14 protein-coding genes and 1 pseudogene are annotated in these 14,012 nt (G+C 69.8%); 2 read left to right on the top strand and 13 right to left on the bottom strand.

Annotated elements, in window-relative coordinates; all coding sequences use genetic code 11:
* Nucleotides 1-38: 38 nt before the first annotated feature.
* The 13 genes and pseudogenes from IE326_RS26120 to IE326_RS41000 form a co-directional block, all read right to left on the bottom strand.
* Complete coding sequence (locus tag IE326_RS26120; RefSeq protein ID WP_190043221.1) at nucleotides 39-1,580, bottom strand: transcriptional regulator, XRE family protein; 1,542 nt, start codon at nucleotides 1,578-1,580, stop codon at nucleotides 39-41.
* Nucleotides 1,577-2,398 carry a helix-turn-helix transcriptional regulator gene (locus tag IE326_RS26115; RefSeq protein ID WP_190043220.1) on the bottom strand — a complete coding sequence of 274 codons (822 nt, stop codon included), beginning with the start codon at nucleotides 2,396-2,398 and terminating at the stop codon, nucleotides 1,577-1,579. Before IE326_RS26115 ends, IE326_RS26120 begins: the two co-directional genes overlap by 4 nt.
* 398 nt (nucleotides 2,399-2,796) lie before the next feature.
* Nucleotides 2,797-3,396, bottom strand: coding sequence for a class I SAM-dependent methyltransferase (locus IE326_RS26110; RefSeq protein WP_190043219.1), 600 nt, complete (start codon nucleotides 3,394-3,396; stop codon nucleotides 2,797-2,799).
* An 89-nt stretch (nucleotides 3,397-3,485) separates the two neighbouring features.
* Nucleotides 3,486-3,965 (bottom strand): hypothetical protein, encoded by a 480-nt coding sequence (locus tag IE326_RS26105; protein ID WP_229915629.1) that lies wholly within the window; start codon nucleotides 3,963-3,965, stop codon nucleotides 3,486-3,488.
* Nucleotides 3,966-4,036: 71 nt separating this feature from the next.
* Entirely contained in the window at nucleotides 4,037-5,869 is a 1,833-nt protein-coding gene (locus IE326_RS26100) for a glycoside hydrolase family 15 protein (RefSeq protein WP_229915696.1), read from the bottom strand.
* Between the two features lie 32 nt (nucleotides 5,870-5,901).
* Nucleotides 5,902-6,102 (bottom strand): DUF5999 family protein, encoded by a 201-nt coding sequence (locus tag IE326_RS26095; protein WP_190043217.1) that lies wholly within the window; start codon nucleotides 6,100-6,102, stop codon nucleotides 5,902-5,904.
* A gap of 14 nt (nucleotides 6,103-6,116) precedes the next feature.
* A complete protein-coding gene (locus IE326_RS26090) occupies nucleotides 6,117-7,067 on the bottom strand; it encodes an SAM-dependent methyltransferase (protein WP_190043216.1) in 951 nt (316 codons plus the stop codon).
* Complete coding sequence (locus tag IE326_RS26085) at nucleotides 7,054-7,470, bottom strand: DUF6302 family protein (RefSeq protein WP_190043215.1); 417 nt, start codon at nucleotides 7,468-7,470, stop codon at nucleotides 7,054-7,056. The genes IE326_RS26090 and IE326_RS26085 overlap by 14 nt, the downstream gene beginning before the upstream one ends.
* A complete protein-coding gene (locus tag IE326_RS26080) occupies nucleotides 7,467-8,201 on the bottom strand; it encodes a hypothetical protein (protein ID WP_229915628.1) in 735 nt (244 codons plus the stop codon). The genes IE326_RS26085 and IE326_RS26080 overlap by 4 nt, the downstream gene beginning before the upstream one ends.
* Nucleotides 8,202-8,418: 217 nt before the next feature.
* A complete protein-coding gene (locus tag IE326_RS26075; RefSeq protein ID WP_229915627.1) occupies nucleotides 8,419-9,120 on the bottom strand; it encodes a Scr1 family TA system antitoxin-like transcriptional regulator in 702 nt (233 codons plus the stop codon).
* A 3-nt stretch (nucleotides 9,121-9,123) separates the two neighbouring features.
* Nucleotides 9,124-9,339 (bottom strand): annotated as a pseudogene (locus IE326_RS41920) (helix-turn-helix domain-containing protein); the annotation flags it as partial.
* 327 nt (nucleotides 9,340-9,666) lie between these two features.
* Nucleotides 9,667-10,083, bottom strand: coding sequence for a DUF6302 family protein (locus IE326_RS26070; RefSeq protein WP_190043213.1), 417 nt, complete (start codon nucleotides 10,081-10,083; stop codon nucleotides 9,667-9,669).
* Nucleotides 10,080-11,210 carry a DUF5999 family protein gene (locus tag IE326_RS41000; RefSeq protein WP_190043212.1) on the bottom strand — a complete coding sequence of 377 codons (1,131 nt, stop codon included), beginning with the start codon at nucleotides 11,208-11,210 and terminating at the stop codon, nucleotides 10,080-10,082. The genes IE326_RS26070 and IE326_RS41000 overlap by 4 nt, the downstream gene beginning before the upstream one ends.
* Before the next feature lie 209 nt (nucleotides 11,211-11,419).
* On the opposite strand from IE326_RS41000, the gene IE326_RS26060 reads away from it, so the two are divergent.
* Entirely contained in the window at nucleotides 11,420-12,805 is a 1,386-nt protein-coding gene (locus IE326_RS26060) for an NsdA family TPR-like regulatory protein (protein ID WP_190043211.1), read from the top strand.
* Between the two features lie 75 nt (nucleotides 12,806-12,880).
* On the top strand, nucleotides 12,881-13,369 hold the full coding sequence (locus IE326_RS26055; RefSeq protein WP_190043210.1) for a TrmO family methyltransferase domain-containing protein: 489 nt from the start codon (nucleotides 12,881-12,883) through the stop codon (nucleotides 13,367-13,369).
* Nucleotides 13,370-14,012 lie beyond the last annotated feature (643 nt).

Genomic DNA, 14,012 nt, shown 5'->3' with positions numbered 1-14,012 from the left:
CAGAGCGGGTTGAGCCTATCGACCTCCACTGCGGCTGCCTACATGGCGCCGAGGAAGCGCAGAGTCTGGTCGAGCGCCGTGAGCGTGAGATGGCGGCTGCGGGGCCGCAGCATGCCGGTGATCCCGCTCTCGCCGAGCGCGCGGCACCGGGCGACCAGCCATGTCCAGTCCAGCTCGAGGTACTCGGCCAGCGCCTGCAGCCGGGCGGCAGGAGTGGGCGCGTCGACGATGCTGTGGGCCTGGGCGTGCGCGATCGCCTCCCGGTAGGGGGCGACATCCTGTGCGGCGCTCGTGGTGGCAACTCGCCACACGGAGGAGTCCTCGCGTACCCAGTTGGCCAGGATGGCCCGGTTCTGGGCCAGGACGAACCCTTCGGTCTGGGTGTAGGCCGGGTCGTTGGTGATCCACACCGTGATCCGGTGCATCTCCATCATGGCGACGGTGAGGAGCAGCAGGATCCGCTCGTGGGGCTCGGTGCTGTGCACGGCCTGTTCTGGGACGCAGAAGGCGCGTCCCAGAGGGCTGGCCGCGCCGGCGAAGCGGCTGGCCACGGCCTGGAGGTACTCGTGCTTGTGACGGAACAGGAGCCAGGGAGCGCACTCTTCGCCGGTGGCTTCCCGGGTCCAGAACACGGGGATGGCAGGCAGTTCGTCGAGACGCCGGGTGATGTACTGCGCGCACAGGGTGGAGCCGAGCCACGCGGCGCCAACGGGGGAGAGTTCCGGCATGTCCGACCTCGGCGGTGCCGAGTCGCCGGTCTTGACGTAGTAGCCGAGCTCCTCTGCCCGGTCGGACAGCGGCAGATCGTCGGCGAGCATGCCGTCGTCCAGGACGTACAGCGCCCGCGTGAGCGAGAAGGTCAGGTCGTCCAGCTGGTAGGCGGCAGGGATGCGAGGAACCTGACCGGTGGTGAGCTGACGGCGGGCGTGCGCGGCGTCCAGTAGATACAGGCCTGTCTCGCCCGCGGTGCAGAGGGAGGCGAGGACCACGCCACGGCGCGACGATCGGACGTAGGACTGCAGGTGCGGCAGGTCGGCTTCCTTGAGCTCGACCTGATCGCCGTCGGGCGCGGCCTCGTACAGCTGCAAGCCGATGGCCGTCCCGTCGAAGTGCCGGCCGCCGGAGAGCTCCCAGGTCCCGATGACGCCGGTGTTCGGCTCGCCCGGCACGTACCGGGAGGTGTTCCAGGTGTAGTCCAGGGCCCGCGTGGCGGCGGTAAGGGTGCTCGGGCCCAGCGGGCTGGGCCGCACGATCTCCCGGCGGGGTACGGGCCGGGCCAGCTCGGCAGCGCTCTTGCCGAAGTACCACTCCAGGATCACCGCCGTGTCGCCCTTGGTGACGTGGGCGCCGGAGAGCCACCGCTGGTAGCTGGAACGCGATACCCGGACATGGGCGAGCTTCGGGAGTCCTAAGCCCTGTGCTGCCTCGCTCGCCATGCGTCCCCACAGAACCTGAAACCGGGCCCATGTCGTGCAGTTCAGCCCGGGGGTGGTCTCCAGGAGATGCTGCAGCAGGGTACGGGGCTGCGGCTGCGTCATTCCGGACTCCTTGACGGCCACGGAGTTGTTGAGGTGGGTCATGATGCCTCCGTGCCTGACATCGCGATCGGGCGGTTCTGGGCAGCGGTGAGCTGTGTCCAGGCCAGGGCGACGAGGTGCGCGTTGTTCCTGGCTCCGGCCGCCTGTCGAAGCCGCGCGAGGTGGTCCTCCTCGGCGTCGCGCAGGTGCATCGGCACGCTGGCCGGGTGGGAGAGCTCTGCGACGGCTCGGATGAGGGCCAGGTCGTCGGAGGTGAAGTCGGACGTGGCCATGGCGGTCTGAGGCGGTGGGAGATGCCCGCTGGCCAGGAGGGCGGCAGCTCGGCCGGCCGGGGTGGTTCCGCCGGCCCGGTAGCCGATGCCCTTCAGGTGATCGCGCACGGTCGTCACGGACACCTGCAGTTCGGCGGCGATCTCCTGATTGGTGTTCCCGGCGAGCAGGAGTCGGCCGGTGCGCAGCTGCGTCGGTGTGAGCGGCCGGGGATTCAAAGGCAGCGCTGCTGTGTCCGGCACCGGGGCCAGAGGACTCGCCGGTGAGACGGGGCGGTTCACCGGGCGGAGCGCGGGGAGGGAGGGGGCGGTCTCGGCAGCGATCAGGGCCTCGCGTAGCCGGGTCGCGGAGGTGGTGTGGATTCCGGGTGTGACGACCCAGTGGACGTCCTTGCCTCCCGTGACCTCACGCGGCGGTATGCCGATGACGGTGCCCCGGCGCAGGACCCGGACCCCGGCCGCCCACAGGCCGGGCTCGGCTTCCCCGAGCGGCAGGAGGTACCACCAAACGCGGGTGACGTCGTTGGCCAGGACCGGCCCCGTACCGTTGCTGAGGCGCCGGAGTACGGGCGCGGCGATGTCGGCCGGCATGCGGACGGCGTCGAAGTACGTCCCACAGGGGACCGGAACGGTACGGGACTGAGGAAGCCACGACCACTCCGGGTCGCCCTCGTCCGCCCACGGCCAGACGTCGTCGGCCGAGTCCGTCGGAACACGAACGGTACCGGGAGCGAACTGTGTCGGTGACGCCATGCTCATGGGAACTTGCCCTTCTCAATGGGTTGTCGATCAAATACTGGGGCCGCGTGGGAAGGTGCCGCTTCCGCTCCGCAGAACGATCACCAGGCTGCTGGTACGAAACGGCTGCCATTCCGGTGGCCGGGGGCCCTCACAGGCTCTCGGTGCCCAGGACGGGGTGCCCGAACGGGCGTGTTGTCGCGCCGTACCTGAGCTGGGCTCTGGCGTGTGCCCCGTGGCGGGGAGGGTCTTCACGGACCAGGCGATCCGGACGGTTGGAGGACTATCCCCACCCGACGGTTGAACCGGAACACGTCCCGCACATGCCAGCCGTCACTGCCGAGGGAACCGATCTCCTCCTCGCTCATTCCGCACTCGAATGGAGAGAGATTCCCGGCGTGCGGATCGGTGACGTTGGTGAGGATGTAGAGCTGGCCTCGTGGAGTCAGCCACCGCCGCGCGTTCGGCAACAGCCGGGACCGGTCGAAGAACGAGAAGGAGAGCCGACAGGAGACGATGTCGATGCTGCCCGGGAGCAGCAGGCCCGGGGTCGCGTTGCTGTCGATGTCCCACAGTTCGTAGCGGGCGTGGCTCACTGCCGCGCGGGCCTGCTCCAGGGCGACCTGGGAGAAGTCCAAGCCGATCGTGTCCAGGCCCCAGGCGGCGAGCTGTCGCGTCCACTTCCCGGTGCCGCAGCCGAGATCGACCGCTCTCATATCGCGGACCAGGGACAACCTGCTGTGGGCGGACCGGCTCTCACCGTCGCCGATGAGCCGGGGTGTCGCCTTCCCGGAGGCATAGAGGCCGTTCCAGTCCTTGGCCGTCAAGGACGGTGCGGCCGTCCTGGTCATGCTGATCTCCTGAGTCTGCTGGGGGAGTGCGGTGTACCTCGTGGCACGCACGGAGGAGTCTCCGCGCGTTCTGAGCGAAGCAGAGGACGTCAAGTCGGACCGGCCGGATACAGCGGCTGCGCGGACGGCACCAAGAAGGATGTCCGCGCAGGGAACTGCCCGAGGGCTTCCGCCCTTCCACCATCGGTTGCGTGGCCGGTGCCGCCAGGTGCCGCCGTGGCGTTGGTCGCCGCGAGGGGCGACTGCACTTCGGCAGCGAGGTGGTCCGAGGCCGCGGGGGTCGATCCAGCGGGTGTGGCGGCGGCGTCAGCGGTGATCACGACGACCAGTACCAGGCCGCCGATGACGGTGCCGACCCATAAGAGGGACAGGACCGGCTCGAGGTCCGGGGCGAGGCGGCGCCTGCGGGACCGGGGCTGGCGCTCGTACACCCACGCCACGATGCCGACGGGCAGATGGAGCGTGGCGAGGTAGACGCCGGTGTGGAGTATCTGTCGCAGCCGCCGCACCAGGACCTTCACCGGCGGCCGGACGAGGACGGCCGGTCCGGCCCCTGCCTGGCACGGCACGACGAGCGTTGCCGACGATCGGCGGGTGGGGACAACGTCGTACGGCGCGTATGCCGGGGGGCTCAGGGTCTTCACCGGACTGCCACCCCCGCCGAATCCGGCTCCGCCGCGGTGGGTGTGACCGCCAGCGCCAAAAGGGCGGCGATGTGCGAAAAGGCCTGTGGGAAGTTCCCGAGCTGCTGCTCGGCGTGCGGGTCCCACTCCTCCGAGAGCAGTCCGACGTCGTTGCTGGCATGGAGGAGGGCGTCGGTGAGGATCTCCGCCTCGACGAGGCGGCCGATGCTGCGGAGCGCGACGATCTGCCAGCCCATCCCGATCAGGAAGGTGCCCTCGTGGCCGGTCAGGCCGTCGACGCCCGGTCCGTCGTCGCTGGTGCGGTAGCGCAGCAGGTAGCCGCCCTTGATGGACAGATCCCGCTGAACCGCTTCGATGGTGCCGATGACCCGCTTGTCGTCGGCGGGCAGGAACCCGGAGTTCAGGGCGTGCAGGAGGGCGGCGTCCAGCTCGGTGGAGCCGTAGTACTGGGTGAAGGTGTTGCGCTGCGGGTGGTAGCCCTTCTCGCAGACGTCCCGGTGGATCTCGTCGCGCAGCGCGCGCCAGTGCTCCAACGGCCCGTCCATGTGGCCGGCCTCGGTGAACCGGACGGCCCGGTCGAGGGCCGCCCAGGCCATGATCTTGGAGTGGACGAAGTGACGGCGCGGTCCGCGGATCTCCCAGATCCCCTCGTCCGGCTCCCGCCACAGCGTCTCCACGCACTGGACGAGCCCGGTGATGAGCGGTGCCACCGCCGGCGCCAGGTCCGGATAGCGCTGCTGCGCCTTGTACAGGGCGCAGACGACTTCGCCGAACACGTCGAGTTGGAGCTGCCCCGCCGCGCCGTTGCCGATCCGTACAGGACGGGAACCGGCGTGGCCGGGCAGCCAGTCGAGTTCCTCCTCGGCCAGGTCCCGCTCGCCACCGACTCCGTACATGATCTGCAGGTTGTCGAAGTCGTCGCCGATGACGGTGGTGAGCCAGCCGATCCAGTCCTGCACCTCCTGCCGGTAGCCGAACTCGGCAAGGACTTCGGCGGCGAACGCGGAGTCGCGCAGCCAGCAGTACACGTAGGACCAGTTGCGGGTGCCGCCGATCTCCTCGGGCAGCGAGACGCTGGGGGCGGCCACCATGGCGCCGGTCGGCTCGTAGGTGAGCGCCTTGAGCACGATCAGCGAACGGATGACCTCGTCGCGGCGGGCGCCGGTGTGGGTGCAGCGCGAGGCCCAGGTGGTCCAGAAGTCCGCGGACTGCCGCAGCAGGGCGGCGGGCGCGGGCAGCGCCGGCGGGGTCTGGTCCGGCTGCCACGACAGAGTGAAGGCCACCTGCTCGCCCTCGGACACGGCGAACTCGGAGTGCAGGTCATCGCCGCGCGCGCCGAGGTGGACGTCCGCGTCGAGCCACAGCCTGCCCTCGTCCAGGCTGGCGCTCACCCGGCGCCCGCCGAAGACGAGTTGCGGCGTCGTGCGTCCGTAGCCCGTCCGCGCCCGCAGAACGGAGCGCATGGCGACGCGGCCGCTGACGCCCTGGACGATGCGGACCAGCTGCGCCGCGTCGCCGGTGGTGGGCATGAAGTCGATCACCTTGACGGTGCCGGCCTCGGTGGTCCAGACGGACTCGAGGATGAGGGTGTCTTCGAGGTAGCGCCGCCGGTCCGCCGCGGGCGCCGCGCCGTCCGGGCCGACGGGGCCGATGCGCCACAGTCCGTGGTCCTCGGTCCCCAGGATGCTGGTGAAGTGCGTCTTGGAGTCGAAGCGCGGCAGGCCCATCCACGCGACGCTGCCGTCCCGGTCGACCAGCGCGCCGGTGCGCATGTTGCCGAGGTAGGCGTGGTCCTCGATCCGGCCCGCACGCCGTTTCGGCAGGGGCATCTCGGCGGGCTTGCGGGGGGCGGGGATGAGGCTCACGCGGCCACCGCCCCGTTCGGCATGGCGCGGTGCGGGGCGACGACCTGCCCGTCGGGGAGGAGCTCACCGGTGTCCTCGAAGAGCAGGACGCCGTTGCACAGCAGGCTCCAGCCCTGCTCGGGGTGGTGCGCCCGCAGGAGCGCGGCCTCGCGGTCGGCGGCTTCGGCGCCGGGGCAGCGCGGCTCGTGGATACACATGACAGTTCCTTGGGTTACGGGGCGGTGATGATGGCGGCGTAGGCGTGGGAGTAGTCACCTGGGGGCAAGCGGTGGCTCTTCTCCGCCGAGGGGCCCATGCCGGGCGGAAGTTTCTGGTCCCGGCGCCACAACCCGGTCGGCAGGGCACCGGGCGAGAGGACGGTCCACGAACCGAGCAGCGACTGGATCTGCTGCAGCGTCCTCGGCCGGTAGAGGATGCCGGCGTCCGCGTAGTGCCCGACGAGCGCCGCCATCATCCCGGGCGCCACGTCCGTGGTCGCGTGGGTCACCGAGATGGCGCTGCCGACCGGGAGCTGCCCGCGCAGCGCGTGCATCATCTCGGCCGCGTCAGCATCGTCCATCCACGGCAACAGGTCGTGCGCGAGGACGGCGACGGGCTGGTCGAAGTCGAGGACCCGGCAGGCGTCCGAGGCGAGCAGCGCGGTCACGTCACGGGCGTCGGCGTGCAGGTGCCGGGTGCCGGGCTCTTCGGCCAGGCTGACGTTGGCGTGACCCGCTACGCGGGGGTCGTTGTCCACATAGACGACCCGGGGCTTGTCATGGAACGCCCGCGCGACGTCGTAGGTGTGGGCCGGCCAAGGGAGTCTGCTCTCCCGGGGCTGCCGCGTGGATGGCAGGCCGTACGAGGACAGGCCGCACCCCAGCTCGATGAACTGCCCGATCCGCAGCTCCTGTGCGAGCACGGCCACGGCCCGGGGCCGGAACTCGCCGCTGATCTGCACCGTTGCCCGCAGTGGCGGGGCGACGGCCAGGAGCCGCTGGGTGAACTCCCGGTCGACCTCGTAGTTGTCGGTCCCGCCCATGAGGTAGTCGGTGACCCGGGCGACGGCGGGGCGTTGGGTCCAGTCGTCGCTGCCGTACGGGCCAGCGGGCCCTCCGTGCAGCGGACGGCACAACCTCAGGTGCGGGGAACCGGCCTCGTGGTCCGGGTCATGCGGGGGCATCGGGCATCTCCTGTACGTACGGGGAGCGAGAGAGGAAGTCGTTGATCGCCGTCTCGCTGTAGCCGTAGAACCGGCCGCGCGCCCTGTCGCCCTCTTGCGGGGGTTCGGCGCCCCAGATGACGTTGTGGCACATCGCGAGATGGCGGGACCAGCGGATCCGTGTCCGGGGAAAGCCATGCCGGTGCCGGATGCGGAGCCAGACCTGCAGGGTGGTACTCCAGGTCGCCGCCGGGTAGTAGCCGCCTCGACGCCGGCCGCCAACCGGAACGAGAAGCAAAGGGGAGCCCCAGGTCTGGACCGCGACTCCCTCATCCGCCAGGGCGGGATCATCCAGGATCGAACGGAACTGCTGGTAGTCGCTGGCCCGGGCTGCGGGAAGAAGGCGTACAAGCACGCTGCTCACCCCTCTTCCTGATTGCAGGGGACAGCGTTGAGGCAGAGGTCCGGGTCGGAAAGATCGACCGGGGTCATGCCACGAAGGTGCCGCACCAGATGACGGGCGAGCATGAAACGCGGATCAACGGTGTTCTCGGGCTGCTCCTCCTGGTCGGACGGGTCCAGCTCGCACACCGCTCCTTTGAAGACGTGGATGCCACCGGCAGGCGACGGACGGTAGACGGTGCCCTCGACGGCGACGAGCTCCGCCTCGCGGACGAAGAAGGCGCCATACCCGAAACGGCGCATCCGCTTGCAGTCGCGAGCGGCGTGCGGCGCGTGAAAGGCGCACACCGGGGGCTCGGTCGTTCTTATCTCCGGCCACCGCGGGTGGACCGGATCCTGGGCCGTGCCGATGGCCTTGGGCACGAGCCACAGCACGCCGGCCGCGGTTCTGGTCGCCGGGCCCATCCCGACCTGGCACAGCAGCTGGCGTGGACTCTGCATCGCGAGGCGCTGCTTGACCGGGTTGACGTCCGCGTAGAGGTAACGGCCGGTCTCCGGGCCGATGACCTGCGGCCACAGGAACCCTTCAGGGTCGCGGTCTGCCGGCCCGGCACCGTCGTAGGTGAGGCCGTCCCGGCTCACACGGAGCCTTGGGGCGTGGATCCGCTGGTTGGACCGCATCACGATCGCGGGCTCCGGCCGCGGTGGGGACACCGGGCAGTGGGAGGCTTGGGCGCTCAGCATCGCGGTCATGGCGTGCGGCCTCCAGCCGAGGTAAGGAAGGCCCAGGCGCGGGGGGCCGTGCCTGCGCCCCTGTGCCCGGAGCGCCGGATCTCAGGACCGTCGCTGTCAGCGTGAGGCGGGGTACGGACACGCCGTGTGAAGGCCTCTTCATCGAGGAGGAGAAGCCGGGCCATGGGCACGTCAGGCGGCGTGACGGCGAGCAGGTGGGTGAGCAGCCGGGCGAGGATCACGAGGTGGCCCTCCGCTGCATGGTGTCGGCCGCGCGTACGAGCCGGTCGTAGGTCTCCTCGCGACTGCACGCGGCCGCCACGGCCTCCCGCAGCCCGGCGCTCATGGTCTGGGCGGCGCCGGAGCCGGTCTCGTAGAAGGGGAAGAGACCGACGCTCGTCACCAGACGGTGCCCGTGGAGCGTCACCTCCGCGTACGGGCCGACCGTGTGGACGAAAAGGAGCGGGCTCATCGGCAGGATGCGGACGACCGGGCCCCGGACGCCGGATTCCTCCCGGCTCACGAGGTCGGCCAGATGCCGAAGCTGGCCGGCCACTACTTCGGGCTGGCTGCCGCCACTGGTCAGCTCGGTCTCGTCTAGCAGCACGGTGCGCTGCTGGCCTGCGGCCCACGGAACCCGGTGCACCCATGGCGGCAGTCCGAGTACGGGCTCATCGGGGGTGGCACAGACATCGGGGGCCAGCACGATCTGCTGGTACGTCGGGGTGCGCAGGCCGGCCGGGACCGCCATGCAGAACTGGGTCACCTCGCTCGCTGTCCGCATTACCGCGATGTAGCGGGCCGTCGCCTCGTGGTCGGCCACATCCGCCCAGCAGTCGTGCGGGGCTCGCCGGGCGAGGCCCTCCTCGTCGCGCTGGTCGCGGCTGTAGCTCTGCGGAGGCATGTGCAGCATCAGGAAGTCGGCGTGCTTCCCCACCACCCTGTAGCGCGTCAGCAGCGTCTTCAGCGCTTCCTTCCGAATGGGGGACTCGGCACGCTCCCACCGACTGACGGCGGAGGACGACACCCCTACCGCGTGGGCCGCGTCCTCGAGCGTGGTGCCTCTCGCTTCACGCAGGCACCGCAGGTAGAGGCCCGTCACGATCCGGGCGGGCGCTTGCGGCGCCTCAGTGGGTGACGCGGGAACGGCGTGAAGCATGGAACTGGGTCCTTGTGGCGTCGTTCGGATGAGTCAGGACAGGTCGCGTGACGGGGAGGGACTGTGGTGATCGGGGCGCTCGTGCGGTTGCGGCGAGGGCTTCTGGTCCGGCCGAGGCGGCCAAGGCCGGCCGGTTCGCGCTCCGAAGTGGATGAGGAGGCCCATGACCGTCACGATGAGAAGGGTGATGATCAGACCGGGGGTGGTCACCACGGTGTCGGCCCGGATCCGGCATAGCTGATGGTGATCATGGCCAGGACGAAGACCGCGATGCGGACCTGAAGACGGCTCGGTCGCCACGTCCTTGATCGCTTTGCCGACGGCGGTCTAGGCATGGCGCACCTGCCATTGGTAGGCGGTCAACGGCCGGTTCTGGGGCTGTGCATGAAGGCCGAAGAACTGGCGTCGGGCATCGGGGGGCAGGTCCTGGGGGACCGGCTCGCCCCATACGACGTCTGTCCCTACCGCTGCGACGCCGTGGAAGCCCGGGCGTCCGTGAAGCTCGCGCGCGGCGAGTTCCGCGTAGCCGGCGAAGCCCATGTCCATGCGACCGCCGCGGCGTCCCATGCCGGCCGGGACCGCGAGGAGGGGGAGCCGGTACAGGGCCACCGCTACCGCGTTGCGCAGAAGCTCAACGTGGACGAGCCGCGCGGCCCAGTACTCGAAGTCGCACGCCTCCTCGGGGGCGAGGAGCCGGACTCCCAGATCCTGCCCAGCGGGAGAAGCCAGGCGCGTAAGGATCACGACGTCACCGCCTTTGGGCCGGTTTTGACCAGAGGCAGAGGCCGCCGCGGGGCGACGACCTTCCCGGACGGGAGGAGACATCCGGTGTCGTCGAAGACGAGGACATCGTTGCACAGCTCACTGCATCCGATCTCGGAGTGGCGAACACGTACCTGCGCGGCCTGGAAGTCATGGTTCTCAGCGGAGGGGCATTCGGGTCGGTGACCGCACATCGCGCCGGCGTTGGTCAGCTCGGTGATGACCAGGTTCACCGCTTCGGCCAACTGTCGTAGATGAACGCGAGCCTGGACGTGCCCCGTCGCCACGTCGATGTCCGCAAGCTGCCGGGCTGCCTTGAACGCCTTCTCGATGGCCGGGCTTGGCGGCTCGGGCATGGCATGACCGAGTTCCATGAGGTGGCCGCGCAGCCGGAGGACGACGTCGTCGATGTCGCGGTCGCCGTCGAGAACGGGCGCGTTCTCGTCAAGCACCAGGGCCAAGGTTTCCCTGACAGGAGCTGCAACAGAGCGGGAGCTGCCAGCCACCTCAGCGGACATCCGGCGAATGGTGACTCGTGACAGACGGAGATTCACGACGCGGCCTCCTCGTCTGCAGCGTCCAGTTCCATCCACACCGTCTTGCCTTGGCCCTTGGCCGGGCCCGGGCTGGACCCCCCAGCGCGTGGCCACCTCGTTGACGAGAACCAGTCCTCGGCCTCCCTCACAGTCGTCGCTCGCAGAAGGACGGAGCGGTAGGTCGGGGGAAGGGTCCTGCACTTCGACCCGGACACGTCCACGTTGGCAGGACGCCTTCAGCGTGAACTCCCTTACCGCCCGTCCGCGGCAACCATGGGTCATTGCGTTCGCCATCAGCTCCTGGGCGCCGAGTGAGAGGTCGTCCGCGACCGACGACAGTCCGGAACTGCACATCAACCGGTGCAGCTGTCGGCGGGCCTGGGGCACAGCGGCCGGGTCCGCCGAGACCACGGCCACCGTCTCGAAGGGGCGCCACTCGCGCAACGTCAGCGAGACGCAGCCCGACACCTCGGCCATAACCCCTTCGGCGATGTCAGGCCCCTGCACACCACGGGCGACCAGGGTGGCAGTGGCCGGCAAGTGGAGGTCGACCACGGAGTCGTGCACGTTCATCAGCTCCCCTTCTCAGCCCCAGAGGGGCCAATTCCGGTCACCGTCCGAGCTCGTAGGCATGACGTGGCCGATTCCGTTGCAAGGCAAGAGCGGTGGAGGAATATCGTCTTTACGAGACAACCGCGTGCGAGGGTCGACGGGAATCCCGGCCGGCGCGCCGATGTGGTGCACGTGGTGCAAGATCGTTTCGGGGACAGGGGCGCACACATATGGGGCGCACACGCAACACTCGACTGGAAGCCATCGTCCAGGAATGGGGCCTGTCGCAGAGGCAACTGGCCGCTCGTTTCCGGGCTGTCGCCGCAGAAAACGGCGCGACCGAGCTCCTGCGCTACGACCATTCCCGCATCGCCCGCTGGATCGGTGGCGCCAGACCGGAAGGCCGTGCAGCGCATATCTTGGCCGAGACGCTCTCCCGTGGCCTCGGCCGCACCATCACGCTGACCGACATCGGGCTGGCAACGGATGATGCCGCCGACCCGCAGACGCCGGTGTGGAGCGTCGACACCCTCGCGACGCTGGCGACCCTCGGGAGTACGGACATGGACATTGCACGGCGCCAGGTGCTGGCACAGTCGGCCTACTCGGTCGCCGGCCTCGCCCTGCCCACCGAAAGCTGGTGGCAGGAAGCCGCCGAACGCGCCCGCACTCGCAAGCCCTTGTCGCAGCACACGGTAACGGCCGAGGACGTCGCCAGCGTGAGAGAGATGACGGCCTTCCTGTCCCGACGGGACCAGCAGCGCGGCGGCCGGGGTGTGGGGCGCGCCGCCCTGGTCGCCTACCTGCGCACCGACGTCGCCGAACTCCTGGGAGGACGCTTCCCGTCCGATGGCCTGCGCCGGGACATGACGTCGGCCGCTGCCGAGCTCGCCTACCTCGCGGGCTGGACGAGCTTCGATGCCGGGGAACATCCGATCGCGCTGCGGTGGCTGACTCTCGCGATCCAGCTGGCCGAGGAGGCCGGCGATGCGCCGCTCGCCGGTCACGTGCTGCGGGCCATGGCCCACCAGGCCGTGGACCTGCATCAGCCTCAGGAAGCCGTACGCCTGGCCGAGGGATCTCTTTCCAGCCGCCGTTACACCGAAGCCTGTTGGAGGGAGAAGGCCCTCCTCGGCGTCGTCCACGCCCGCGGCCTGGCTGCCGCCGGCTCCAAGAAGCAGGCCGCACAAGCGCTCAACCGTGCGGAGTCCGATCTCTCGCGCGCCTCCCAGGATGGCGACGAGCCCGCCCGGGTGTGGTTCTTCGGCGAGGCGAGCCTCGCACATGAGACCGCCGCCGCGCTGCGGGACATGGGCGACCTGAAGGGAGCCGAGCAGCAGTTCAAGCGAAGCGTCCGTACCCGCCAAACGCCGTTCAAGCGGACCCACTCCGTCACCCTCGGATACCTCGGGGAGGTACAGGTCCAGCAGGGGCAACTCGAAGCGGCCTGCAGCACGTGGCATCAGGCACTCGACACGATGACCGGGGTCCAGTCCGGGCGAGCCCGAGAGACCGTTGTGCAGATGCGCCGCGCGCTTGGCCCCGTCCTCCGTCGAGGCGGAGGTCCGGCCGCCGACCTCGACGCACGAGCGCGTGCCGTCCTCGCAGACAGGTGACCCGTACGGTAATGAATCCCGGAGCGGAACGCGCCTGCGTCGGCGCCGGAGGAGAAGGCCCAGGAGAGGGGCAGCGTGTTCAACCAGTACATCCAGGTGCCGGTGATCGCTACGGTCGTAGGGGGCCAGACCGGTCGCCTTGACGACTACAAGGGCGGAGTCGAGTCGATCATCCGCCTCGTGCCGAGCATCCCCGAAAGTGCCCTTCAGGGCATCGAGGAGTTCAGCCACCTGGAGGTGGTCTGGCACTTCAGCCTCGGATCGGACAGCGACATCGAGCTCGAACCACGGAGTCCCCGCGGAAACCCGGACTGGCCGGCCACCGGTGGCCTCGTCCACCGCAACCATAGGCGGCCGGCTCGGATCGGAATCTCCTACCCGCGGCTGCTGGGAGTGGAGGGACGGGACCTGCGCGTCACGGATCTGGACGCGGACGCCGGCACCCCCGTCGTCGACCTGGCGCCGGTCTTCCAGGAGATGCTTCCCCGCGGAACGGTGCACCAGCCGCCATGGCCCGCCGACATGCTTCAGAACTACTGGAAGAACGCTAGCGAGCGCCCCTGAGCCATTCTGTTCCCCAGGAAGTCGCCCCGATACAGCCGTACGCGGCGTCTGTGCTGGTGTCGTCGCCATCACGACCTCCTGGAGGACGGCAGAGCGGACCTGACCACTGCCACGGCACGGCGCAGTGGCGTTGGCTCTGCGGGGGCGTGGAGGGTGAGAGCCTCGGCGAGGCATCGGGCGAGCGGCGCAGGGCTTGTCAGCAGCGGCGCTCCGCCGATCGCCTGCCCTTCGTCGGGCGGGACGAGCCACTGTGCGACTCCGGTCGCCAATCGGGGGGCGGGGGCGGGCACGAGGATGGCGTGGCCTTGGCCGAGGCAAGCCGGCCTGGGGTGCCCACTCGGCCACTGGGAGGCGGCCACCAGACTGCTCCAGCTCTCAACTGTGCCGCTCGGCACCAACACGGCGGCGGAGCGGAGGCTGGTGAACCTCACAGCGGGCCCAAGGGGCTGCTCGTACTGATCAAGGAGCCGGTAGGCAGCTTCGATCAGCTGCCGATCTGCCATGACGACGTCGAAGGTCACACCGCACTTAAGACGGCGTGGAAGGTGAGGGTTCTCCTGCCACCAGCTGGCCGCCGTATCCGGGCACGGGGTAGCCGTGGAGAACCACACGGACAGAGCCGTGCTCTCGGCGACCTCGCCGA

Source organism: Streptomyces filamentosus, from assembly GCF_014654895.1.
Lineage (GTDB): Bacteria > Actinomycetota > Actinomycetes > Streptomycetales > Streptomycetaceae > Streptomyces > Streptomyces filamentosus.
This window is presented reverse-complemented; position numbering and strand designations above follow the sequence as displayed.

Coding starts and splice junctions, on each gene's coding strand:
- IE326_RS26120 (WP_190043221.1), bottom strand. CDS start 1,580: ATGACCCACCTCAACAACTCCGTGGCCGTCAAGGAGTCCGGAATGACG.
- IE326_RS26115 (WP_190043220.1), bottom strand. CDS start 2,398: ATGCCGGCCGACATCGCCGCGCCCGTACTCCGGCGCCTCAGCAACGGT.
- IE326_RS26110 (WP_190043219.1), bottom strand. CDS start 3,396: ATGACCAGGACGGCCGCACCGTCCTTGACGGCCAAGGACTGGAACGGC.
- IE326_RS26100 (WP_229915696.1), bottom strand. CDS start 5,869: ATGCCCCTGCCGAAACGGCGTGCGGGCCGGATCGAGGACCACGCCTAC.
- IE326_RS26095 (WP_190043217.1), bottom strand. CDS start 6,102: ATGTGTATCCACGAGCCGCGCTGCCCCGGCGCCGAAGCCGCCGACCGC.
- IE326_RS26090 (WP_190043216.1), bottom strand. CDS start 7,067: ATGCCCCCGCATGACCCGGACCACGAGGCCGGTTCCCCGCACCTGAGG.
- IE326_RS26080 (WP_229915628.1), bottom strand. CDS start 8,201: ATGACCGCGATGCTGAGCGCCCAAGCCTCCCACTGCCCGGTGTCCCCA.
- IE326_RS41000 (WP_190043212.1), bottom strand. CDS start 11,210: ATGAACGTGCACGACTCCGTGGTCGACCTCCACTTGCCGGCCACTGCC.
- IE326_RS26060 (WP_190043211.1), top strand. CDS start 11,420: ATGGGGCGCACACGCAACACTCGACTGGAAGCCATCGTCCAGGAATGG.